Source organism: Micrococcus sp. KRD026, assembly GCF_017168445.1.
Lineage (GTDB): Bacteria > Actinomycetota > Actinomycetes > Actinomycetales > Micrococcaceae > Micrococcus > Micrococcus luteus.
Window position 1 is genome coordinate 161,943 of the sequence record NZ_JABFBA010000005.1, and the last position, 23,076, is coordinate 185,018.

The 23,076-nt window shown below is 72.0% G+C and carries 21 protein-coding genes; 5 read left to right on the top strand and 16 right to left on the bottom strand.

Annotated elements, in window-relative coordinates:
• Positions 1-2: 2 nt before the first annotated feature.
• The 4 genes from J1M40_RS02160 to J1M40_RS02175 form a co-directional block, all read right to left on the bottom strand.
• Complete coding sequence (locus J1M40_RS02160) at positions 3-1,601, bottom strand: ABC transporter ATP-binding protein (RefSeq protein ID WP_101965729.1); 1,599 nt, start codon at positions 1,599-1,601, stop codon at positions 3-5.
• 61 nt (positions 1,602-1,662) lie between these two features.
• Positions 1,663-2,820, bottom strand: coding sequence for a BMP family protein (locus J1M40_RS02165; protein ID WP_101965728.1), 1,158 nt, complete (start codon positions 2,818-2,820; stop codon positions 1,663-1,665).
• A gap of 159 nt (positions 2,821-2,979) precedes the next feature.
• Entirely contained in the window at positions 2,980-4,248 is a 1,269-nt protein-coding gene (locus J1M40_RS02170) for an amidohydrolase (RefSeq protein WP_206450413.1), read from the bottom strand.
• A 61-nt stretch (positions 4,249-4,309) separates the two neighbouring features.
• Positions 4,310-5,461: a mannose-1-phosphate guanylyltransferase gene (locus tag J1M40_RS02175; protein ID WP_052520022.1), complete on the bottom strand. Its 1,152-nt coding sequence runs from the start codon at positions 5,459-5,461 to the stop codon at positions 4,310-4,312.
• 247 nt (positions 5,462-5,708) lie between these two features.
• Between J1M40_RS02175 and sdhC the strand changes: the two genes are divergently transcribed.
• The 4 genes from sdhC to J1M40_RS02195 all read left to right on the top strand — a co-directional run bounded on the left by sdhC (position 5,709) and on the right by J1M40_RS02195 (position 9,252).
• Positions 5,709-6,113 carry a succinate dehydrogenase, cytochrome b556 subunit gene (gene sdhC, locus J1M40_RS02180; RefSeq protein ID WP_010079344.1) on the top strand — a complete coding sequence of 135 codons (405 nt, stop codon included), beginning with the start codon at positions 5,709-5,711 and terminating at the stop codon, positions 6,111-6,113.
• Positions 6,114-6,116: 3 nt separating this feature from the next.
• Positions 6,117-6,596, top strand: coding sequence for a succinate dehydrogenase hydrophobic membrane anchor subunit (locus J1M40_RS02185; RefSeq protein ID WP_036314556.1), 480 nt, complete (start codon positions 6,117-6,119; stop codon positions 6,594-6,596).
• 77 nt (positions 6,597-6,673) lie between these two features.
• Entirely contained in the window at positions 6,674-8,461 is a 1,788-nt protein-coding gene (gene sdhA / locus J1M40_RS02190) for a succinate dehydrogenase flavoprotein subunit (RefSeq protein WP_100057761.1), read from the top strand.
• Positions 8,461-9,252 (top strand): succinate dehydrogenase iron-sulfur subunit, encoded by a 792-nt coding sequence (locus J1M40_RS02195; protein ID WP_036381948.1) that lies wholly within the window; start codon positions 8,461-8,463, stop codon positions 9,250-9,252. The genes sdhA and J1M40_RS02195 overlap by 1 nt, the downstream gene beginning before the upstream one ends.
• A gap of 183 nt (positions 9,253-9,435) precedes the next feature.
• Here J1M40_RS02195 and J1M40_RS02200 read toward each other — a convergent pair whose 3' ends face one another.
• The 8 genes from J1M40_RS02200 to J1M40_RS02235 all read right to left on the bottom strand — a co-directional run bounded on the left by J1M40_RS02200 (position 9,436) and on the right by J1M40_RS02235 (position 16,208).
• On the bottom strand, positions 9,436-9,963 hold the full coding sequence (locus J1M40_RS02200) for a hypothetical protein (RefSeq protein ID WP_043279215.1): 528 nt from the start codon (positions 9,961-9,963) through the stop codon (positions 9,436-9,438).
• An 8-nt stretch (positions 9,964-9,971) separates the two neighbouring features.
• On the bottom strand, positions 9,972-10,556 hold the full coding sequence (locus J1M40_RS02205) for a hypothetical protein (protein WP_101965812.1): 585 nt from the start codon (positions 10,554-10,556) through the stop codon (positions 9,972-9,974).
• Between the two features lie 108 nt (positions 10,557-10,664).
• On the bottom strand, positions 10,665-11,321 hold the full coding sequence (locus J1M40_RS02210; RefSeq protein ID WP_102708603.1) for a hypothetical protein: 657 nt from the start codon (positions 11,319-11,321) through the stop codon (positions 10,665-10,667).
• A 58-nt stretch (positions 11,322-11,379) separates the two neighbouring features.
• Positions 11,380-12,663 (bottom strand): ABC transporter permease, encoded by a 1,284-nt coding sequence (locus J1M40_RS02215; RefSeq protein WP_206450414.1) that lies wholly within the window; start codon positions 12,661-12,663, stop codon positions 11,380-11,382.
• Positions 12,660-13,421, bottom strand: coding sequence for an ABC transporter ATP-binding protein (locus J1M40_RS02220; RefSeq protein WP_049145557.1), 762 nt, complete (start codon positions 13,419-13,421; stop codon positions 12,660-12,662). Before J1M40_RS02220 ends, J1M40_RS02215 begins: the two co-directional genes overlap by 4 nt.
• A gap of 188 nt (positions 13,422-13,609) precedes the next feature.
• Entirely contained in the window at positions 13,610-14,692 is a 1,083-nt protein-coding gene (trpS, locus tag J1M40_RS02225) for a tryptophan--tRNA ligase (protein ID WP_049145560.1), read from the bottom strand.
• Between the two features lie 26 nt (positions 14,693-14,718).
• On the bottom strand, positions 14,719-15,645 hold the full coding sequence (locus J1M40_RS02230) for an exodeoxyribonuclease III (RefSeq protein WP_070708991.1): 927 nt from the start codon (positions 15,643-15,645) through the stop codon (positions 14,719-14,721).
• Positions 15,645-16,208: a hypothetical protein gene (locus J1M40_RS02235; protein ID WP_020624732.1), complete on the bottom strand. Its 564-nt coding sequence runs from the start codon at positions 16,206-16,208 to the stop codon at positions 15,645-15,647. The genes J1M40_RS02230 and J1M40_RS02235 overlap by 1 nt, the downstream gene beginning before the upstream one ends.
• A gap of 102 nt (positions 16,209-16,310) precedes the next feature.
• Between J1M40_RS02235 and J1M40_RS02240 the strand changes: the two genes are divergently transcribed.
• Positions 16,311-17,801: an MFS transporter gene (locus J1M40_RS02240; RefSeq protein WP_241251981.1), complete on the top strand. Its 1,491-nt coding sequence runs from the start codon at positions 16,311-16,313 to the stop codon at positions 17,799-17,801.
• A gap of 16 nt (positions 17,802-17,817) precedes the next feature.
• On the opposite strand, the gene J1M40_RS12935 is transcribed toward J1M40_RS02240, so the two are convergent.
• The 4 genes from J1M40_RS12935 to glyA form a co-directional block, all read right to left on the bottom strand.
• Positions 17,818-19,707 (bottom strand): ABC transporter permease, encoded by a 1,890-nt coding sequence (locus J1M40_RS12935; protein WP_060974383.1) that lies wholly within the window; start codon positions 19,705-19,707, stop codon positions 17,818-17,820.
• A 3-nt stretch (positions 19,708-19,710) separates the two neighbouring features.
• Positions 19,711-20,697 carry an ABC transporter ATP-binding protein gene (locus J1M40_RS02250; RefSeq protein ID WP_060974382.1) on the bottom strand — a complete coding sequence of 329 codons (987 nt, stop codon included), beginning with the start codon at positions 20,695-20,697 and terminating at the stop codon, positions 19,711-19,713.
• A 129-nt stretch (positions 20,698-20,826) separates the two neighbouring features.
• Positions 20,827-21,738, bottom strand: coding sequence for a bifunctional methylenetetrahydrofolate dehydrogenase/methenyltetrahydrofolate cyclohydrolase (locus tag J1M40_RS02255; protein ID WP_036338210.1), 912 nt, complete (start codon positions 21,736-21,738; stop codon positions 20,827-20,829).
• Between the two features lie 7 nt (positions 21,739-21,745).
• Positions 21,746-23,026 carry a serine hydroxymethyltransferase gene (glyA, locus tag J1M40_RS02260; RefSeq protein WP_010079361.1) on the bottom strand — a complete coding sequence of 427 codons (1,281 nt, stop codon included), beginning with the start codon at positions 23,024-23,026 and terminating at the stop codon, positions 21,746-21,748.
• Positions 23,027-23,076 lie beyond the last annotated feature (50 nt).

Consider the following 23,076-nt stretch of genomic DNA (forward strand, 5'->3'; position numbering starts at 1 on the left):
GCTCACGGGCGCTCTCCTTCCGTGGTGGGGTGGGCGGCGGGCGCCGCGCCGGCGGTGCCGGGCGTGTCCGCGGCGACGTCCGTGCCGGAGGCGAGGGCCGCGTCGTCGGGGGTCTGGCCGGCCATCATGAGGCCGAGCGTCTCGCGCGAGGTGTCCCCCGGCACGATGCCGACGATCCTCCCGTGGTACATCACGGCGATCCGGTCGGCCAGCTCGAGGACCTCGTCCAGCTCGGTGGAGACGATCAGCACGGGGGTGCCGGCGTCGCGCTCGGCGATGATCCGGTCGTGCAGGAACTCGATCGAGCCGACGTCCACGCCGCGCGTGGGCTGCGAGGCGATGAACAGGCGCAGCCCGTCCACGAGCTCGCGGGCCATGACGACCTTCTGCTGGTTGCCTCCCGAGAGGGAGGAGACCGGCAGGTCCACGCCCTGGGTGCGGACGTCGAACTCGGCCACGCGGCGCTCGGCGAGCGCCCGCACCGCGGCGGGGCGCATCTGCACGGCGTTGCCGGCCGGGGCGACGTCGTACCGGTTGAGCACCATGTTCTCCGCCACGGAGAACGGGCCGACGAGCCCGTCCGTGGAGCGGTCCTCGGGCACGAAGCCGACGCCGGCGCGGATGATCTGGCGGGTGGACCGGCCGATCAGCTCCCGGCCGTCCAGGGTGACGGAGCCGGTGGCCTTGACCAGGCCCATGATCGCCTCGGTCAGCTCCGTCTGCCCGTTGCCCTGCACACCGGCCACGGCGAGGACCTCGCCCTGGCGGACGGCGAAGGACACGGCGTCCAGCAGCACCTGGCCCGTGGGCGAGACGACGGAGAGGTCCTCGACGCGGAACGTCTCCTCCCCCAGGGTCGGGGCCGTCTTGCGCCGCTCGAGGACGACGTTCCGGCCCACCATGAGGGCGGCCAGCTCGGCGGCCTCGGCGGAGGGCTCCGCCGTGCCGACCACGCGGCCGCGGCGCAGCACGGTGATGTCGTCCGAGACGGCCTTGACCTCGCGCAGCTTGTGGGAGATGAACACGATCGCCGTGCCGTCCGCCCGCAGCTGCCGGATGATGCCGAGCAGCTCGTCGGTCTCCTGGGGGGTGAGCACGGCGGTCGGCTCGTCCAGGATGAGGATGCGCGCGTCGCGGACGAGGGCCTTGATGATCTCGACGCGCTGCTGCACGCCCACGGGCAGGTCCTCGACGACGGCGTCCGGGTCCACGTCGAAGCCGTACTGGGCGGAGATCTCCCGGATCCGCCGGCGGGTGGCCTCGAGGTCGAGCACGCCCAGGGCGCGGGTGTGCTCGTCGCCGAGGGCCACGTTCTCGGCCACCGTGAAGACGGGCACGAGCATGAAGTGCTGGTGCACCATGCCGATGCCCGCGCGCATGGCCTCACCGGGACCGGAGAACCGGACGGGCTCGCCGTCGAGGAGGATCTCCCCCTCGGTGGGCTCGTAGAGTCCGAAGAGGACGTTCATCAGGGTGGACTTGCCGGCGCCGTTCTCGCCGAGGAGGGTGTGCACCCGCCCCGACTCCACGGTCAGGTTCACGTCCTCGTTCGCGGCGAACGAGCCGAAGCGCTTGGTGATCCCGCGCAGTTCGAGCCTCATCGAGGGCCTTCCGTCTGGTCGATGCTCGTGGTGCCGCGCTCGGCGGCGGTGGCGAGGCGGGTCAGGCCTCCGGGGAGTACTCCGAACCGACCTTCAGCTCGCCCGAGATGATCTTCGCCTCGAGGTCCTTGAGCTCGTCCTTGAGCTCCTGCGGCACCGTGTCCTCGAAGTCGTGGAACGGGGCCAGCTCGACGCCCTTGTTCTCCAGCGTGCCCACGTAGGGCTCGGCCGAGAACTCGTCCTTCAGGTCCGCGGCGATCACGTCGGTGACGGACTGGCCCATGTTCTTCTTCACCGAGGTGAGGATCAGGTTGCCGTCCTTGGTGGACTCGTAGCCGTCCGAGTCCGGCCAGATGACCTTGACGTCCTTGCCGCCCTGGTTCGCCTCGCGGACGGCGTCCAGGGTGCCCAGGCCCACGGGGCCCGCCACCGGCATCACGATGTCGGCGCCCTCGTTGATGAAGTTGGCGGTGTTCGTCTTGCCGTTGGCCACGTTCTCGAAGTCGCCCGTGAACGAGCCGGTCTTCGCGTCCTTGTCCCAGCCCAGGACCTTGACGTCCTTGTCCTTGACCTCGTTGTAGTGCTCCACGCCGCGGGCGAAGCCGTCCATGAAGATGGTGACGGTGGGGATCTCGGCCCCTCCGTAGGTGGCCACGGTGCCGGTCTCGGTGGTGCCCGCCGCCAGGTACCCGGCCAGGAACGCCGCCTGCGCCGTGTCGTAGGTGAGCTTCTGGAAGTTGTCGGTGAAGTCGCCGTCGGTGACGTCCACGCCGAAGAAGTGGGTGTCCGAGTGCTGGGCGGCGATCGGCTTCATGGCGTCGCCGAGGAGGAAGCCCACGCCGATGACGGCGTCGCAGTCGGCGTTGACCATGGCGGTCACGTTCGGGGTGTACTCGCTGGGCTCGTTCGACTCGGCCTCGCTGGTGGTGATGCCGTAGGCCTTCTCGGCGGCCTTGAGGCCCTCGTAGGAGGACTGGTTGAAGGAGCGGTCGTCGAAGCCGCCCTCGTCCGAGACGATGCAGGCCTTGTAGTCCTTGTTGTCCGAGCCGACGCCGTCCACGGTGGCGATGGCCTCGCTCTCGGCGGCGCCGGAGTCCGAGGCCTCGGACTGCTCCGGCGGGGCGCCGCACGCGGTCAGCAGCAGGCCGGAGACGCCGAGCGCGGCGGCGGGGAGCAGGAGACGACGGCGGCGCGCGGCCGACGGGGTGGCGATGCCCATGGGGTCCTCATTTCGGAAGGCACGGTGCGAGGTCCGCGGCCGGTGGCCGCGGAAAGACGGGGCCCGTGCGGGCGGCCCCGTCCGGATGAGCGCGAGTCTACCGAACGGTGGGCCCGTCCCCTCCGGCGGGGGCGGGCCCACCGTTCGGTAGACTCGCGCTCATCCGGGGCAGAGACAGGAATGTATAAGAGACAGCACCTGCAGCGCGGCGGCGGTGAAGACCCGCATGCCCACGCCGATGGCCCGCTCGTCCGGCGCGTAGTCCCCGCGGTGCAGATCGTAGATGGGGCCACCCGGGGACCGGGTGCCGAGGCGCAGCATGGAGCCGGGCACCTTCTGGGTCATCCAGGCGAAGTCCTCGCCGCCCATCGACTGCGGGGTCAGGACGATCGCCCGCGAGCCGAGCTCCCGCCGCGCCGCGGTCTCGATCAGCGCCGTCTCGCCCTCGGTGTTGTGCACCGGCGGGACGCCGCGCACGTGCTCGAGCTGCACGTGCACGCCGTACGGCGCGGCCACCTGTCGGACCACCTCGTCGAGCAGCGCGCCGGCCTCCTCCCACACGTCCGCGTCGAGGCAGCGCATGGTCCCGGCCAGGTAGCCGGTGTTGTCGATCGCGTTGGGCGCGCTGCCGGCGGCGATCTGCCCCCACACCACCGAGACGGCCGAGCGCACGTCGATCCGCCGGGAGAGCACGGCGGGCACGTTCACGGCGATCTGGGACAGGGCGAAGACCATGTCCTCGGTGAGGTGGGGCCGCGAGGTGTGCCCACCGCGTCCGGTGAGGGTGATCCGGATCGTGTCCGCCGCCGAGGTGATGGCGCCGATGCGGGTGCCGATCGAGCCGACGTCGACCTGGGGGTCGCAGTGCGCCGCCAGGATGCGGGGCACGTCGTCGAGGATCCCCTGCCGCAGCACGGCCAGGGAGCCGCCGGGCAGCCGCTCCTCCGCGGGCTGGAAGATGACGCGGACCGTGCCGTGGACCCGCTCGCCGACCGCGCGCAGGTCGGGGTCGGCGGTGGCCCCGCGGAGGATGCGGCCGAGGGCGACGGCCACACCCGCCATGACGGCGGTGTGCATGTCGTGGCCGCACGCGTGCGCGACGCCGTCATTGACGGACACGTAGGGCAGGCCGGTCTCCTCCTCGACCGGCAGCGCGTCGATGTCCGCGCGCAGGGCCAGCACCACCGGCCCCTCCCCGACGTCCACGTAGGCGCCCGTGGACTCCATCCGCACGGGCGAGAGCCCGTAGCCGGAGAGCAGCTCCACGATGCGGTCGGTGGTGCGGTACTCCTCATAGGAGAGCTCGGGATGCCGGTGCAGGTCCCGGCGGAAGGACACGATCTCGTCCTCGAGCTCGGCCACTACGGGGCCCACCGAGGGGACGGACGTCGGACGGGGCCCGGTCAGCACGGAGTCGGAGGTGGTCATGGCCCAGCACCCTACTCCGGGGGTGCCGGTCGGTGGGGGCCGGACCCTGCCGGGGACGCGGTCAGAGGACCTCGTCCACGCCCTCGGCCTTGAGCGCCTCGACGGCCTTCTTGACCTCCTGGGCGTGCTCCGTGGTGGTGACCAGCAGCGCGTCCTCGGTGTCCACGACGACGACGTCCTCGATGCCGATCAGCGCGATGACGCGCTTCGTGTCCGTCACCACGACGCCGGACGCGTCGTCCGAGTACACGCGCGGGGTGTCGCCGATCACCGTGATGCCGGAGGCGTCCTTGACCGGGTTCAGGCGAGCGATCGCCGCGAAGTCCCCCACGTCGTCCCACGTGAAGGAGCCGGGGATCACGGCCACGTCGCCGACGGCGGCGGCGGGCTCGGCCACGGCGTAGTCGATGGCGGTCTTCGTCAGCTCGGGCCACACCCGGGCCATGACCTCGTCCCGCTCCGGCGTCTCCCACGCGCGGGCGATCTCCATCAGGCCGGCGTGCAGCGCGGGCTCGTTCTCCTCGAGGTGGGCCAGCATGAGGCCCACGGGCGCCACGAACATGCCCGCGTTCCAGAGGTAGCGGCCGGACTTCACGTACTGCTGGGCGACCTTCAGGTCCGGCTTCTCCACGAACGCGGCGACGTCGTACGCGTCCGGGGCGCCGGCCACGCGGAGGCGGCGGCCCCGGCGGATGTAGCCGAAGCCCGTGGCCGCGTGCGTGGGCTCGATGCCGATGGTCACGATCCGACCCGTGGCCGCCGTCTCGACGGCCTGCCGCACCGCGTCCTGGAAGACCTCCACCGGGGAGATCACCTGATCCGCCGCGAACGAGCCCATGATCGTGTCCGGGTCGCGCAGGGAGAGGATCGCCGCGGCCAGGCCGATGGCGGCCGCGGAGTCCTTGGGCGAGGGCTCGAGCACCAGATCCGTCTCCGCCAGGGCCGGCAGCTGCGTGCACACCGCCTCCCGGTGGGCCTCCCCGGTCACCACGAGCATGCCCGCGGCCAGGGGCGCCAGACGGTCCCACGTGGCACGGATCAGGGTCTGGCCCGAGCCGGTGAGGTCGTGGAGGAACTTCGGCGCGGCGGCCCGCGAGAGGGGCCACAGGCGGGTGCCCACGCCCCCGGCGGGGATCACGGCGTGGAAGCGGGACAGGGCCGTGCCCGGCGCGGCCTCGCGCGGGGCATCGGTCAGGTTCGGATCGGTGCTCACCGGGCCAGACTACGGAACCGTCCGGACGGGGGACCACTCGCCGCGTCCCAGGCGGGGCACAGCCCAGACCGAGCAGGACGGCGGCGGGGCGCCGCGCGCGTCACAGTGGCCGCCCCGGCCCCCGATCGGGCACGGAGGCGCGGGAAGGGTCTACCCTAGGAGGAGGAATCCACTCGCACACGCCCCTGCCCGTCGTCGTCCCACGGCGGAGGACCGGGATCGTGCATTCCCCCTGGAGGTATCAACCGTGTCTAGCGCCACTGCGCAGGCCCCGGCCAAGAACGGCCGCGGAACCCTGTACCGGGGCCACGGCGGCATGTGGTCCTGGGTGGGCCACCGCGTCACCGGCGTCGTCATCTTCTTCTACCTGCTCGTCCACGTGCTGGACACGGCCCTGGTCCGGGTCTCCCCCGAGGCTTACGACGCCGTGATCGGCTCGTACAAGACGTGGTACTTCGCGCTCGGCGAGGCCGGCCTCGTCGCGGCGATCATCTTCCACGCCCTGAACGGCCTGCGCATCATCCTGGTCGACTTCTGGAAGGGCGGCACCCAGCACCACAAGACCCTGCTGTGGATCGTGCTGGGGCTGTGGGTCGTCCTGACCCTGGGCTTCGCCATCCGTCACTTCAGCCTCGCACTCGGAGGTCACTGAGCCATGAGCACCACCGCTGAGACCACCATCGCGGCGCCCCGCAGCCGCCGTCTGGACCCCAAGTACACGCGCGACGGCGGCGGCCGCGGCAACTTCGAGATGCTCGCCTGGCTGTTCATGCGCATCTCTGGTGTCTTCCTCGTCGTGCTGATCGCCGTGCACCTGACCACCAACCTGCTGGTGGGCGACGGCATCCACGCCATCGACTTCGGCTTCGTGGCCGGCAAGTGGGCGCACCCGCTGTGGCAGTTCTGGGACCTGGCCCTCCTGTGGCTGGCCATGCTGCACGGCGCCAACGGCGTGCGCACGATCATCAACGACTACACCCGCCGCGGCAGCGCCCGCTTCTGGCTGACGATGATCCTGTACATCGCCACGGCCGTGATCATCATCCTCGGCACCCTGGTGATCTTCACCTTCGATCCCTGCATGGTGGACGCCTCCGGCGCCCTGCTCGAGGGCTCCCCGGCCTTCTGCGGCTGACCCCGGAAACGTTCACCCTGCGGTGCGGCCGGCCCGAGCGGCCGCCGCGTCACAGACACCCAGAAAGAGAGACCTGAATGCAGGTGCACAAGTACGACGTGGTGATCGTCGGCGCCGGCGGCGCAGGCATGCGCGCGGCCATCGAGGCCGGTCAGCGCGCGCACACCGCCGTCCTCACCAAGATCTACCCCACGCGTTCCCACACCGGCGCGGCCCAGGGCGGCATGTGCGCGGCCCTCGCCAACGTCGAGGAGGACAACTGGGAGTGGCACACGTTCGACACCGTCAAGGGCGGCGACTACCTGGTGGACCAGGACGCCGCGGAGGTCATGGCCAAGGAGGCCATCGACGCGGTGCTCGACCTCGAGAAGATGGGCCTGCCCTTCAACCGCACCCCCGAGGGCAAGATCGATCAGCGCCGCTTCGGCGGCCACACCCGTGACCACGGCAAGGCGCCCGTGCGCCGCGCCTGCTACGCCGCGGACCGCACCGGCCACATGATCCTCCAGACGCTGTACCAGAACTGCGTCAAGCACAACGTGGAGTTCTACAACGAGTTCTACGTGCTCGACCTGCTGCTGGTGGAGGAGGACGCCGTGCGCGAGGACGGCACCGCCTACAAGCAGAAGCGCACCGCCGGCGTCGTCTCCTACGAGCTGGCCACCGGCGAGATCCACGTCTTCCAGGCCAAGTCGGTCGTCTTCGCCACCGGCGGCGCCGGCAAGGTGTACAAGACCACCTCGAACGCCCACACCCTCACCGGCGACGGCATGGCCATCGCCTACCGCGCGGGCCTGCCGCTGGAGGACATGGAGTTCGTGCAGTTCCATCCGACCGGCCTGGCCGGCCTGGGCATCCTGCTCTCCGAGGCCGCACGCGGCGAGGGCGGCATCCTCCGCAACGCGGACGGTGAGCGCTTCATGGAGCGCTACGCCCCCACCATCAAGGACCTCGCCCCGCGCGACATCGTGGCCCGGTCCATGGCCGAGGAGGTCCGTCAGGGCCGCGGCGCCGGCCCCAACAAGGACTACGTGCTGCTCGACCTGACGCACCTGGAGCCCTCGCACATCGACGAGAAGCTCCCGGACATCACCGAGTTCGCCCGCACCTACCTGGGCGTCGAGCCCTACACGGAGCCGGTGCCGGTGTTCCCCACCTGCCACTACTTCATGGGCGGCATCCCCACGAACATCAAGGCCGAGGTCCTCCAGGACAACGACACCGTCGTGCCGGGCCTGTACGCCGCCGGCGAGGTGGCCTGCGTGTCCGTGCACGGGTCCAACCGCCTGGGCACCAACTCGCTGCTGGACATCAACGTGTTCGGCCGCCGCGCCGGCATCTACGCCGCCGAGTACGCCGCGCAGGCGGACTGGGTGGAGCTGCCCGAGGGCGGTGAGCTGCCCACCGTGGAGCACATCGAGAACCTGCGCTCCGCCACCGGCTCCGAGCGCGTCGCGGACATCCGCGCCGAGCTCCAGGAGTCCATGGACGCGGACATGCAGGTCTTCCGCGACGAGGACTCGATCCGCCGCGCACTGGCCAAGATCGAGGAGCTGCGCGGCCGCTACGAGAACGTGTCCGTCCAGGACAAGGGCCACCGCTTCAACCTCGACCTGCTCGAGGGCATGGAGCTGGGCTACCTGCTGGACATCGCCGAGGCGATGACCCTCGCGGCCCTGGGCCGCAAGGAGTCCCGCGGCGGGCACTACCGCGAGGACTACCCCGACCGCGACGACGAGAACTTCATGGCGCACACCATGATCTACCGTGACGAGACCGCGGAGATGGAGGGCGTCAAGGGCATCCGCTTCGAGACCAAGCCCGTCGTCGTGACCCGTTACCAGCCGATGGAGCGTAAGTACTGATGAGCCACTCAGCAACCGAGACCGAGGCCCCCGTGGCCCAGGCGCAGACCCAGTCCGCCGGTGGCGGCGCAGGCGAGGTCGAGAGCTTCGACATCGTGCTCAAGGTCCGCCGCTACCTCCCGGAGTCCTCCGAGGAGTCCTACTGGGACGAGTGGCGCCTGACCATGTACGGCACCGACCGCGTGCTGGACGCCCTGCACAAGGTCAAGTGGGACCACGACGGCACCCTGTCGTTCCGCCGCTCCTGCGCCCACGGCGTGTGCGGCTCCGACGCCATGCGCATCAACGGCCGCAACCGACTGGCCTGCAAGACGCTCCTGAAGGACCTCGACCTGTCCAAGCCCATCCTGGTGGAGCCCATCAAGGGCCTGCCGGTGGAGAAGGACCTGATCGTGGACATGGACCCGTTCTTCCAGTCCTACCGCGAGATCATGCCGTTCCTGGTCGCCGAGGGCCACGCGCCCACCAAGGAGCGCTACCAGTCCCAGGCCGACCGGGCGATCTACGACGACACCACGAAGTGCATCCTGTGCGCCGCGTGCACCTCGTCCTGCCCGGTGTTCTGGACGGACGGCCAGTACTTCGGCCCGGCCGCCATCGTGAACGCGCACCGGTTCATCTTCGACTCGCGTGACGAGGCCGGCGACATGCGCCTGGAGATCCTGAACGACAAGGAGGGCGTGTGGCGCTGCCGCACGACCTTCAACTGCACCGACGCGTGCCCCCGCGGCATCCAGGTGACCAAGGCGATTGCCGAGGTGAAGCAGGCCATCCTGGCCCGCCAGTTCTGATCCCCCGCACCACGACGGCGGCCCGTCTCCTCGCACGAGGAGGCGGGCCGCCGTCGTCGTGGGCGGCGCCCCCTCCCGCCGAAGCCCGCAGACGCGCCGTCACCGGACCGGCGTAGCGGCGTGTCTGCGGGCCTCGGCGTGGGGACGGGCGAGACCGGAGGCGGAGTCGGAGGCGGGGCGAGCTCAGACGTCGAAGGCGTCGCGCGTCTCCCGCCGGTGTGCCACACGCAGCCACACCGCGCTGGACACGAGCATCCCGACGACGGCGCCCAGCACGACCGGACCCCCTCCCCCGGCCTGCACCATCCGCCCGCCGTCGACCATCCAGAAGGCCGCCGTGAGCATCCCCAGCACCACGAGCACGCTCCCCACGGGGCGCACGGCCCGGATCCGGCGGGTGATGCCGGCCAGGAGCACCAGGGTCAGGACGACCACCGCCGCGGCGGCCACCGGCCCCGCCCCCGCCGGGGTGAGGAACGCGGCGACGTCGGCGTCGGTGACCTCGCTCGCGCCCCAGGAGCGCGCCTCCAGCACGGCGCGGGCGTAGCCGGGCGTCGCCTGCAGCGCGAGCACGCCCCCCACGCCGGCCGCGCTCAGTGCCCCCGTGACCGCCGTGACGGTCTGGAACAGGCGCAGGGGACGCAGGGCCGCGCGATCGGGACCGGGGTCGCGCTCCGTGGTCTCGTGGGGATCGTCGTGGAGGGGGTGCATGCCCCCCATCATGCCCGGCGGCGCAGGAAGGTCGTCGCGAGGCCCGGGTTGAAGGCGCACACGAGCCAGGCCGCGTTCACGAGCGCGAACAGCCCGCCCAGGACCAGGGGCAGCACCACGTCCCCGGCGGGGAAGACGAACAGGCGGATGGCCCCCAGCAGCGTCACGAAGATGGCGATCGAGGCGAACAGGGCACCCATGATGCGCGCCGTGTTGCTGTGCCGGGTCAGGCCGACGAGGACGATCGCGTAGACCGCCAGACCCAGCAGGGTCGCGAACCAGACACTGCCGGTGAGGGCGCCCTCGATGGCCTCGGCGGTCATCGCGGGCGACTGCGCGCCGCCCTCGGGCAGCGAGTCCGCGATGTCCTGGGCCGCGCCCGGGAGGAGGTTGCGCAGGATCGACGCGGCATAGAGGACTGCGGACGCGACCGTCAGTCCGAGCAGCGCCCGGAACACGCCGGGGGTGCGGGCGTCGGGGCGGATCAGCGGGCGGGCGTCCGGGCCGGAGTGCCCGGCGATGCGCCGCCGCGCCTCATCCGGGCCCACCACGGGCCGCCCGCCGCCGTCCAGGTCGTCGGGGTGGGGGGACACGGGATGCGGGGGTCGATGATCGGAGGCCATGTCGTCATGGTCTCCGCTGGCCGACGCCGGGGCGAGGGCTGGCGACCCCGGACTCGCCGCCGGCGAACGGCGTCGGGATCAGGCGCGGCGGCCCTGACGGGTGTAGGCCGCGACCTGCGGGTTGAAGGCCTTGACCAGCCACAGGATGTTCACGATCACCAGCGCCAGGCTCAGCACGGAGGCCAGGACGCCGCCGATGCCGGGGTAGGTCACGAAGGAGAAGATGCCGCCGACGGCGCTGAGGGTGCCCAGGATCGCGACGACGATGCCGAGGATGCGGGCCCAGTTCTTGGCCCCGCGGAGGTTGAAGTACACCAGGGCGTACAGGGCCACGCCGATGAGCAGGACGATGATCGTGCCCACCGTCACGGAGGCGCCCACGACAGGCGCGATCTCCTCCACCTGCTCGGGGGTGAGGCCGCTCTGGCGAAGGGAGTCCCGCATGCGTTCGATGCTCTCCTCGCCGCCGAACAGGGCCGGCAGGGAGGACAGCACGTACAGCGCGAGCGACGTGAGCGTCAGCGTCAGGAGCGCGGGGAACGCGGCCGGCTCCGGGACGATGCCGTACGAGCTGCCCGGCTGGGCACCATGGCCCGGGGCCGCGTAGGGCTGCGTGCCGTAGCGGGAGCCCGCGGCGGGCTGGCCGTATGCGGGGTTCTGGCCCGGGTACGGGCCGGGGCCGCCCGCGGCGGGCTGCTCCGGGTTCGGGTCCGGGTTCGGTCGATCGGTGGTCATGGTGTGCTCCTCGGTGTCGGGGGTGCGGGTGGTGGTGATGACGGGCGCGGCGGCAGGATCACTCGTGCCGCAGTGCCTCGATGGGATCCTTGCGGGCCGCACGCAGGGCGGGCAAGGTGCTGGCGATGAACGCGATGGCCACGATCAGCAGCAGGATCAGCAGCAGGGCGAGGGGGTTGACCGCGAACAGGACCAGGCCGGTGACGCCGCTGAGGGGGCCGGTGGTCAACACCTGGTTCGCGATGAGTCCGACGGCGACGCCCAGGCCGATGCCGACCAGCGAGCCGAGCAGGCCGATCACGACGGCCTCCATGGTGAACAGGCCGAAGATCTTCCCGCCGGTCATGCCGAGGGCCTTCATGAGGCCGATCTCCCGGGTGCGCTCCTGCACCGCCATGAGCAGGGTGTTGATGATGCCGAAGCTGGCGGCGAGCAGCGCGATGAGCGCGAAGCCGGTGAGCACCCACGTGACGGCGTCGATGATGCCGCGGATCACGCCGAGCTGCTCCTCGAGGGTCTGCGCCAGCAGGCCCTGGTCGGCCAGCGCCTGCTTCACGGCGTCCTCGTTCGCCTCCGGGTCCTCCACGATCGCCGTGGCCTGGAAGTAGGTGTTCCGCTGCGACTCCGGCAGGCCCTCCGTCGTGATGTCGTAGATCGCCTGCTCCAGCGACTCCGACGGCGTCGGGGCGGTGCCCGCACCGGACGCGGCCGCCTTCGTCACACCGACCACGGTGGCCGTCACGGACTTGTGCTCCTGCAGCGGGGTCGCCGCCACGACGGTCAGCTCCGTGCCGACCAGGTCCTCGGCGTCGCCGGCGCCCAGGTCCTCCACCCACGACTCGGGCATGACGATCTCCGCGGCGCCGGCCTCGGGGGCACGGCCGGCCGAGAAGGTGAGCATGTCGATCTCGCCGGAGCTGCCCATGAAGCCGGTCTGCCACTTGCGGTCGTCCGGGCCCTGGATGTACTCCGGCTCGGCCACCCGATAGGTCTTCACCTCGGTGACGTGCTCGGTGTCCTCGATCGCGGCGAGGTCCTCCTGCGTGAGCAGCGGCATGCCGAACATCTCGCCGCCGGCGGCGTCCTGCTCCGTGTACTCCTGGGGCGAGCCGCTCGCCGCACCGGCCGAGGACATGTCCTGCTGCTTCATCACGGTCAGCTCGCCGGGCTTGCCGAAGCCCTCGACCACGTTGTCCACGTACTTGTTGATGCCCGCGCCGAGCCCCGTGGTGAGGGTCAGCGTGAATGCGCCGATCACGATCGCGACGACGGTGAGGAAGGTGCGCAGCTTGGAGCGCATCGTGTTGGCGAGCGCCGTGCCCGCGACGTCGGTGGCCTTCATGCCCGCGCTCCGTCCCGCTCGGTGCCGACGCGCTCGTCGGCGATGACCACGCCGTCCTGCAGCTCGACGCGACGGTCACACTTCGCGGCCAGGTCGTCGTCGTGCGTGACCACCACGAGGGTGATGCCCTCGTCGCGGTGCAGGCCGAAGAGGATGTCCTCCACGGCCGCCGAGGTGGCGGAGTCCAGGTTGCCCGTGGGCTCGTCCGCGAACAGCACCGTCGGGTTGTTCACGAGCGCACGGGCGATGCACACGCGCTGCTTCTGGCCGCCGGAGAGGTCCGTGGCCTTGTTCTTCGCCTTGTCCGCGAGCTCGAGCCGCTCGAGCACCGCCATGCCGCGGCGGGTGCGCTGGGCCCGGCCCACGCCGGCGATCTTCAGCGGCAGCACGGTGTTCTCCAGGACCGTCTGGTTCGGGTTCAGGAAGAACTGCTGGAACACGAAGCCGAACCGCTCGTTGCGCAGCTGGGAGATCTCCGCGGCCTTGAGCTGGGAGACGGGACGGCCGTCCATCGCGACGACGCCGGCGGAGGGCTGGTCCAGCAGCGCCAGCAGGTGCATCAGGGTGGACTTGCCGGAGCCGGACTTGCCGACGACGGCCAGGGACTCGCCGCGCTGGATCTGCAGGGTGATGCCCTTCAGCGCGTCGAAGCGGGACGCCCCGCGACCGTAGACCTTGACGAGGTTCTCCGTCTCCAGGACGGGTTCGGCGCCGGGCGGGACCTCGGCGACGGCGGGGATGGGGACAGCGGTGGACATGGCTCCGGCACTCCTCTGTCGGTGGGGCTCGCCCCCGCTGCGGCAGGAGCGGAGGCAGTGCCTCCATCCTGACAGCCGCGCACGCGCCGCCGCCTCCACCTCGAGTCGGAGAACACGACGGCCCGCGTCCCCCGCAGGTCGGGGGCGCGGGCCATCGTCGGGAGGCCGCGGGGCCGGTGCGGCCCGGCTCAGCGCAGCGGCGGCAGGAAGCCGACCTTGGCGTAGACGTCCTCGAGCACGGGCGTGGCCACGGCGCGGGCCTTCTCGGCTCCGGAGGCGAGGATGCGGTCCAGCTCAGCGGGGTCGGCGAGCAGCTCGAGGGCGCGCTCGCGCACGGGGGCCAGGCGCTCGACGACAGCGTCCGCCACCGCGACCTTGAGGTGCCCGTACATCTTGCCGACGAACTCCTCCTCGAGCTGCGGGATCGGCGTGCCGGACACCGCGGCGAGGATGGTCAGCAGGTTGGAGACGCCGGGCTTGGCCTCGCGGTCGAAGCGCACCTCGGTGCCGTCGTCGGTGACCGCGGACTTGATCTTCTTGGCGGTCTTCTTCGGCTCCTCGAGGATGTTGATGAGCCCGTTCGGGGACGCCGCGGACTTGGACATCTTCGACGTGGGGTCCTGCAGGTCGTAGATGCGCGCGCCGGTCTCCGGGTAGAAGCCGGTGGGCACCACGAACGTCTCGCCGTAGCGGTGGTTGAAGCGCTGGGCGAGGTCGCGGGTGAGCTCCACGTGCTGGCGCTGGTCGTCGCCCACGGGCACGCCATGCGGCTGGTAGAGCAGGATGTCCGCGGCCATGAGCATGGGGTACGCGAGCAGGCCGACGCCGGCCGCGTCCGCGCCCTGCTTGGCGGACTTGTCCTTGAACTGGGTCATGCGCATGGCCTCGCCCATGCCGGTCATGCAGGTCAGCACCCACGCCAGCTGCGCGTGCTCGGGCACCTGGGACTGGACGAACAGCGTGGAGCGCTCGGGGTCGATGCCGCCGGCGATGAACTGCGCGGCGGCCACCCGCGTGCGCTCCGCCAGGGCTGCCGGGTCCTGCGGCACGGTGATGGCGTGCAGGTCGGGGATGAAGAAGAACGCCTCGAAGTCGGCCTGGGTGCGCTCCCAGTTCACGAGGGCGCCGAGGTAGTTGCCCAGGTGGAGGGAGTCCGCCGATGGCTGCATGCCGGAGAGCACGCGGTGCCGGGCGGACGCGCCGGGCAGGTGGGCGGTGGCGGCGGCGTCCTGGGCCAGGACGTCCTGGACGGAGTTCTTCTTCATGGTCATCTCAGCCTCGGGTCTCTCCTGCACGGTCAGAACTGGTAGTCGACCACGAGCGGGGCGTGGTCGGAGAAGCGGGTGCCCCAGCTGGGGGCGCGGTCCACGACGGCGGTCGTCGCCCGCTCGGCCAGGCCCGCGGTCGCCATGTGGTAGTCGATGCGCCACCCGGCGTCGTTGTCGAAGGCCTTGCCGCGCATGGACCACCACGTGTACGGGCCCGGCACCGGCCCGGCGAGGGCGCGGTGCACGTCCGTGAAGCCGAGCTCGCCGAAGAACCGGTCGAAGTAGGCGCGCTCCTCGGGCAGGAAGCCGGCCTTCTTCACGTTGCCCTTCCAGTTCTTGATGTCCAGCTCGGTGTGGCCCACGTTGAGGTCGCCCGTGACGAGGGCGTGCCCCTCCCCCGCGGCCAGCTCGGAGAGGCGGCGGACCATCTCGTCGAGGAACCGGTACTTGTCCTCCTGCTTCGGGGTGTCGACCTCGCCCGAGTGCACGTACGCGGAGACCACGGTCAGCGGCGAGCCGTCCGGCAGGCGCAGGTCGGCCTCGATCCAGCGGCCGGCGTCGTCGAAGTACCCGTCGGCGTCGGCGATGCCCGTGCGGACCTCGCCGAGCGGGAACCGCGAGGCGATCGCGACGCCGGCCCGCCCCTTGGCGGCGGCCACGGCGTCCGCCAGGTGCACCTCGTCCCAGTCCTCGCCCACGATCTCGCGGACCAGCTGCGCCGTGACGTCCGCGGGGGCGCGCACCTCCTGGAGGGTGAGCACGTCCACGCCGCGGCCGGCGAACCACTCCCGCATGCCCTTGCGGTGCGAGGCGCGGATGCCGTTGACGTTCACGGTGGCCACGCGCACGGCGCCGTCGGCCTTGGGCGCCCCGGCGTGGGCGTGCACCACGGGCTCGCCCTCGGCGGGCTCGGGGTACTTCCCGGTGACGGGGTCCTTCTCGGGCAGCGCCGTCATCAGCCGATCACCGTCCCGCTCACCGGGCCCTCGGCGCCGCCGGTCCGGGACTCCTTGATCATGTCGCGGGCGTTGGAGGCCGTGATGTCGATGGTCTCCAGGGCGCGGTCCACCATCTCGCGGTCCATGCCCTCGCCTGCGGCGAGCTGCTCGCGCACCACGCGCACCTGCACCTGGGCGATCTTGAACGAGTGGTCCAGCTTGGTGTCCCGCAGGGGGTCCGCGGCCGGTGCCGGCGGGGCCACCGCGGGGGCGGCGGCGTCGGTGTCCCGGCCGCGCAGGGCGGCGACGTCGGCGCGGGCGTTCTGCATGGCGGTGTCCACCTTGCGGCCCGCGGCCTGGACGCCGCGGCGCATCTGCAGGTACACGACCACCGCGAACACGAGCCAGCCGGCGGCGACGGCGACCACGAGCCACCCGATCACGTCGTTCTGGTTCGCGGCGAAGATGATCGCCACGATCAGGATGACGATCATCGCAACGAAGCCGAGCGATCCCACGCGCAGGCCGGCGCGGGGGCCGCGGCGCGCGCCGTCGGGACCGGGGGTCAGGGACTGGGACATGGGTGCTCCTCCGGAGGGGCTCGTGGGGTCTGCCCTCCATCATCCCGCATCGTGGGGTGCGCTCCGAATCGGGCGGCCCGCGTCGGCGCCTATCCTGAGGCGATGACCCCCCGCCCCCCGCACCCGTCCGGGGCCTTCACCCCTGACCAGCGCCGCATCCTCACCGCACTGCTCATGCCGCTCTTCCTCGCGCTGATGAGCGTGTCCGTGGTGAACGTGGCGCTGCCGGCCATCGAGTCGGGCCTGGACGCCACGAGCGCGGATCTGCAGTGGGTGCTGGCGGGGTACACGCTGACGTTCGGCACCGTGCTCGTGGCCGCGGGCCGCGCCGGCGACCTGTGGGGGCGCAAGAACCTGTTCCTGGCGGGCATCACGCTGTACATGCTCGGCTCCCTGCTCTCCGGCCTGGCCGGGGACACCCTGCTGCTCAACGCGGGACGCCTGCTCACGGGCCTGGGCGCGGGCGTGTTCAACCCCCAGGTCATCGGGTTCATCCAGTCGAACTTCCACGGCCGCGCCCGCGGGCGGGCCTACGGGCTCTTCGGCACCGTGGTGGGCCTCGGCGTGGCCGTGGGGCCCCTGCTCGGCGGGCTGTTCCTCGGCGCGTTCGGCCCCGAGTGGGGCTGGCGCTCCACGTTCCTCATGAACGTACCCGTGGGCCTGGCCGCCGTCGCGATGGGTGCCCTCTGGCTGCCGCCGCCCACCCGCGTGCACGGCCTGCCCGCCGCCCCCGGCCCGCGCGGGATCGCCGCACTGGACCCGGTGGGCGCCCTGCTGCTCGGCGCCGGCGGGGTGAGCCTCATGGTGCCGTTCATCGTCCCGGGCAGCGCCTGGCTGCTGGTGCTCGCCGCCGCGCTCGTGACGGCGTGGTGGCTGTGGGAGAAGCGCGTGAAGGCCCGGGCGTCGGCCACCGGCGTGCAGCCCATGGTGGACCCGGCCCTGTTCCGGCGGCCGTCCTTCACGATCGGCGCGCTCGAGTCCACCATCTACCTGGCCACCATGCCGGCGGTGTTCGCGATCGTGGCGATCTTCCTGCAGCGCGGCATGGGGTTCACGCCGCTCGAGGCCGGCCTCGTGGGCCTGCCCGGCGCCGTCGTCGTGGCCTCCCTGTCCCCGTGGGTGGGCTCGATGGTGCAGCGGCGCGGGCCCGTGCTCGTGCTGCTCGGCGCCCTCGTGGGCCTCGTGTCGCTGGGGGTGCTCGCGCTCGCGTTCGAGCGCAGCGCGGCCGGCGCGTGGTCGCCGTGGATCGTGGGGGTGGGGCTGATCGTGCAGTCGGCCTCGCAGGCCCTGCTGCTCACCAGCACGCAGGTGCTGATGATGGACGACGTCGCCGGCCACGAGGCGGGGGCGGCCGGCGGCGTCGCCCAGACGGCGCAGCGTCTCGGCACCGCCCTGGGCCTGTCCGTGGTGACGGGCGCGTTCTTCGCGGCCCTGGCCGGCGCCGCAGCCGAGAGCGCCGGTCCGCCGTCGGCCGCGGCGTACGCGCACGCGGCCTCGACCGCCATGGGCATGGTGGCCGTGTGCTGGGCGCTCACCGCCGCGGTCGCGGCCCTGGACGTGGTCCGGCGGCGCCGCGCCGCGCGCGCGGCCTGACCGGCCCGCGGGGGCCTCAGCGCAGGAACAGCGCGCCGAGCCGGCGGGCGGCGAGCCACACCCCGACGCCGGCCATCACCACGAAGTAGAGGACGTGGCCGGCGGTCGCCCAGCTCAGCACGCCCACCGCGAGGGCGCGCATCATCTCCACGGCGTGCCACAGCGGGAACACGCGGATCACCCACTGGATCGGCTCCGGGTAGACCGCGAGCGGGAAGAACGTGGCCGAGAACAGGAACATGGGCATCAGCACGATCTGGACCCAGTCCATGTGCTGGAACGTCTTCATCCAGCTCGTCACCGCCATGCCGAGGGAGGCGAAGCCCAGCGCCACGAGCAGGGCGCCGGGGATCATGAGCAGCGCCGTCCACGAGGTGACGAGCCCGGCCACGGTCATGACGATCAGGAAGCCGACCGCGTAGATCAGCCCGCGCAGCAGCGCCATCGCGATCTCCCCGAGCGCCACGTCCAGCGGGCCCAGCCGCGTGGAGAGCATGGTCTGGTACGTCTTCGCGTAGCGCAGCTTGAAGAACACGTTCCACGTGGAGTCGTAGATGGCGCCGTTCATCGCCGAGACCGCCAGCAGTGCGGGGGCGAGGTACATGCCGTACGGGACGGGGGTGCCGTCCGGGCCGGCCACGTCGCCGACCAGCGCACCGAGCCCCAGCCCCAGGGAGGCCAGGTAGAGCACGGGCTCGAAGAACCCGGAGAAGAACACCACCCAGTTGTTGGACTTCAGGGACAGGAACGCCCGCTCCATCACCGCGCGCACGTTGCCCGAGTATGCGCCGGCCAGCGGGCCGCGGCGCACGGGGATCTCGGGCAGGGGCGGCACGGCGACGGCGTGTTCCCGCACCACCGACGACGACGGCGCGGCAGGCTCCGCCTGCGCGGCGGCGGGTGTGACGTCGGCGCGGGCGGCCCCGGTGCGCGGGGCACGGCGGCCCAGGCGCGGGGCACGGCGGCCCAGGCGCGGGGCACGGTCGCGACGGGCGGCCGTGACGGCGTCGCGGTCCGGGGTGCCGCGGACCCAGCCGAGGCGGCGCGTGTAGATCCGCACCGCGAGCCAGGCCCCGCCGAGCGCGAGGGCCAGCAGGAACGCCACGTGCACCACGGTGAGCCAGGCCGGCTCGACCATCCCGTAGGAGAGCACGCGGCCGAGCTGGGCGGCATGCCACTGCGGGGAGAGCCAGCCGATCCAGCGCAGCCACACCGGCAGCGCCTCGAGCGGGTAGAAGGTGGCGGAGAACAGGAACAGGGGCATGACCACGAGCCGCTGCAGGGTGGCGAACTGGCCCTTGTCCTCCTTCAGGGAGGCCGCGAACGCCATGATCGGCGCGCCGACGGCGAGCCCGCCGAGCGTGGCGGTGAGGACCTGCACCCACGCCCACGGGCTCGAGACCACGCCGAACGCCAGCATCACCAGCAGGAACACGGCGGCCTGGAACACGAACCGCAGGCTCACGGCCGCGAGGTGGCCCAGGGCGATCTGCGCCGGAGACAGCGGAGTGGCCTGCGCCGCGTAGTACGTGCGCTGCCACTGGAACCCGCCCATCACCGGGTAGGAGAACTCGACGGACGCGGTCATCAGCGCGCCCGAGGCCAGCAGCGCCGGGGCGATGAACGCGACGTAGGAGACCCCGCCCAGGGCGTCCTGCGGCATCCCCCCGCCCATGAGCTGGGCCAGGCCCAGGCCCATGGCCAGCAGGTAGAGCACGGGCTCGCCGAGCGCCCCGACGAGCAGCACCGCGCCGTAGCGACGCATGTTCCGCAGCTGGTGTTCGGCGTAGAGCAGGACGCCGCGGCGCCTCACACGCTCCGCGGACGCCGCCGCGGTGACCGGCGGGCGCAGCGGCTCGGCGGGCGTGGCGGGGCCGGGGGCCGTCGTCGTGATGGGGGACGGCACGGGTCAGTCCACCAGGGTGCGGCCGGTGAGGATGAGGAACACGTCCTCGAGGCTCGCCCGGCGGGTCAGCGTGGTGGCGGGGGCGGGCAGGGCGCCCTCGTCGACGAGGCGCTGCACGACGTCGTGCAGGTCGTCCGCGCGTCGGGCGTAGACGAGGACGCGGTCCGGGAGGACCTCGACGCGGTGCACGACGCCGTCACCCGCGTGGGCCTGGACGGTGCGGGCCGCGGCCTCGTTGCGGTCCGCGCCGAAGCGCGCCTCGAGGACCTCACGGGAGGCGTGCTCGCGGATGAGCTCGGCGGGGGTGCCGGCGGCCATGATCTCGCCGCCGTCGACGACGACGAGCCGGTCGCACAGCTGCTCCGCCTCGTCCATGTGGTGCGTGGTCAGCAGCAGCGTGGTGCCGCGTTCCTTGAGCCGGTAGAGGCGGTCCCACAGGATGTGGCGGGCCTGCGGGTCCAGGCCCGTGGTGGGCTCGTCGAGGAGGAAGAGGGCCGGCTCGTTGACCAGGGCGCGGGCGATCACGAGCCGGCGCTTCATGCCGCCGGAGAGGTCGGTGACCTTGGCGTCCGCCTTCTCGGTGAGCTGGGCGAAGGCCAGCAGCTCCTCGGCCTTGGGCCGCAGGTACGAGTAGGGCAGGCCGAAGTAGCGGCCGTAGATCAGGATGTTCTCCCGGGCGGTGAGCTCCTCGTCCAGGTTGTCCTGCTGCGGCACCACGCCCAGGCGCGCACGGACGGCCGGCCCGTCCTCCTCCGGGTCGATGCCCAGGATGGTCAGCTCGCCCGCGGTGCGCTGCGAGGTGCCCGCGAGCATGCGCATGGTGGTGGACTTGCCCGCGCCGTTGGGGCCGAGCAGGCCGAAGCACTCGCCGGGACGCACGTCCAGGTCGATGCCCTTCACGGCGTGGAACTCGCCGTACTGCTTGCGCAGCCCACGGGCACGGATGACGGAGGCGCCGCCGGGGGACGCGTGCAGAGTGGTGTGACTCACAAGGCGACAGCATAGGCGCACCACCCGCCCGGACGCGCGCCGCCCCCTCGGCGACGAACCCTGCGATATGGCCCCCATCCGGGGTGGATGGGGGCCATATCGCAGGGTTGGTCGCGGGAGTGGGAGAGGTCAGGCTCCGGCCCGCTCCCCGGCCCAGTCCTCGCCGTCGGCGGCACGCTCGGCGGCCTCGACGACGTTCGCCAGCAGCATGACGCGGGTCATCGGCCCGACGCCGCCCGGGTTCGGCGCCATCCAGGCCGCCTTCTCCTTCACGGCCGGGTCCACGTCGCCCAGGACGCGCGACGTCCCGTCCTCCCCGGTCACGCGGGAGACGCCCACGTCCAGGACGATCACGCCCTCCTTGACCTGCTCCGGCTTCACCATGTGGGCGGAGCCGGCGGCGGCGATCACGACGTCGGCGCTCGCCAGCAGCTCGTCGAGGTTCGTGGTGCCGGTGTGGGCCAGGGTCACGGTGGCGTTGACCTCGCGGCGGGTGAACACGAGGCCGGCGGGCCGGCCGATGGTCACGCCGCGGCCGATCACGAGCACGTGCTTGCCGGCCAGCCCCACACCGTGGTGGCGCAGCAGCTCGACGCAGCCGGCCGGGGTGCACGGCAGCGGCGAGTCCAGCTCGCCGCCGACCGAGGCCACGAGCCGCCCCAGGTTCATGGGGTGCAGGCCGTCCGCGTCCTTGTCCGGGTCGATGGCCTCGAGCACCTTCTGGGTGTCCACGTGCTTCGGCAGCGGCAGCTGGACGATGTAGCCCGTGCAGGCCGGGTCCTCGTTCAGCTCGCGCACGACGTCGAGGATCTGCTCCTCCGTCGCGTCCGCGGGCAGCTCACGCTGGATGGACTCGATGCCCACCTCGGCGCAGTCGCGGTGCTTGCCCGCCACATACTTCTGCGAGCCGGCGTCCTCACCCACGAGCAGGGTGCCGAGGCCGGGGGTGTGCCCGCGCTCGGCGAGGGCGGCCACGCGGCCGCGCAGCTCCTCCTTGATCGCGGCGGCGGTGGCCTTGCCGTCCAGGACCTTCGCGGTCATCGGCGGCTCACCAGCCCTCGAGGCCGTCGTACAGCGGGAAGTCCTCGGTGAGCTTCACGACGCGGGCGCGCAGCGCCTCCACGTCCGGGCTCGGCTTCAGCGCCTCGGCGATGACGTCGGACACCTCGCGGAACTCGGCCTCGCCGAAGCCGCGGGAGGCCAGCGCGGGGGTGCCGATGCGCAGGCCGGAGGTGGTCATCGGCGGACGCGGGTCCCACGGCACCGAGTTGCGGTTCACGGTGATGCCGACCTCGTGCAGGATGTCCTCGCCCTGCCTGCCGTCCAGCTGAGACTCGCGCAGGTCCACCAGGACCAGGTGCACGTCCGTGCCGCCGGTGAGCACCGAGATGCCGTGCTCGGCCATGTCCGGGGCGGTCAGGCGCTCGGCCAGGATCTGCGCGCCGGCCAGGGTGCGCTCCTGCTTCTCCTTGAAGTCCGCGGAGCCGGCGATCTTGAAGGCCACGGCCTTGCCCGCGATCGCGTGCATCAGCGGGCCGCCCTGCTGGCCCGGGAACACGGCGGAGTCGATCTTCTTCTTCAGCTCCTCGGTGGAGAGGATGAAGCCCGAACGGGGGCCGGCGAGGGTCTTGTGCACGGTGGAGGAGACGACGTCGGCGTGCGGCACCGGGTTCGGGTGCAGGCCGGCGGCCACGAGGCCGGCGAAGTGGGCCATGTCCACCCAGAGCCGGGCGCCGACCTCGTCCGCGATCGAGCGGAAGGCGGCGAAGTCGAGCTGACGGGGGTAGGCGGACCAGCCGGCCACGATCACCTTCGGCCGGGCCTCGAGGGCCTTCTCGCGCACCTTGTCCATGTCGATGCGGTGGGTGTCCGGCTCCACCTCGTACGCGGCGATGCTGTAGTTCTTGCCGGAGAAGTTCAGCTTCATGCCGTGCGTCAGGTGGCCGCCGTGCGCCAGGGACAGGCCCATCATCGTGTCCCCGTGGTCCAGCAGCGAGGTCATCACGGCCACGTTGGCCTGAGCGCCGGCGTGCGGCTGGACGTTGGCGTGCTCGGCGCCGAACAGGTCCTTGGCGCGCTGGATGGCCAGGTTCTCGGCCACGTCCACGAATTCGCAGCCGCCGTAGTAGCGGCGGCCCGGGTAGCCCTCCGCGTACTTGTTGGTCAGCACCGAGCCCTGCGTCTCGAGGATGGCGCGCGGCACGAAGTTCTCCGAGGCGATCATCTCGAGCGTGCCCCGCTGGCGGCCGAGCTCGTCCGCGAGCGCCGCGGCGATCTCCGGGTCCACCTCGGCGAGGGGCTGGGTGTTGATGTCGGGCGTCTGCGTCACGGGGGTTCCCTTCGAACGGGGGTCTGTGCGGCCGGAAGGCTCCGGTGCCC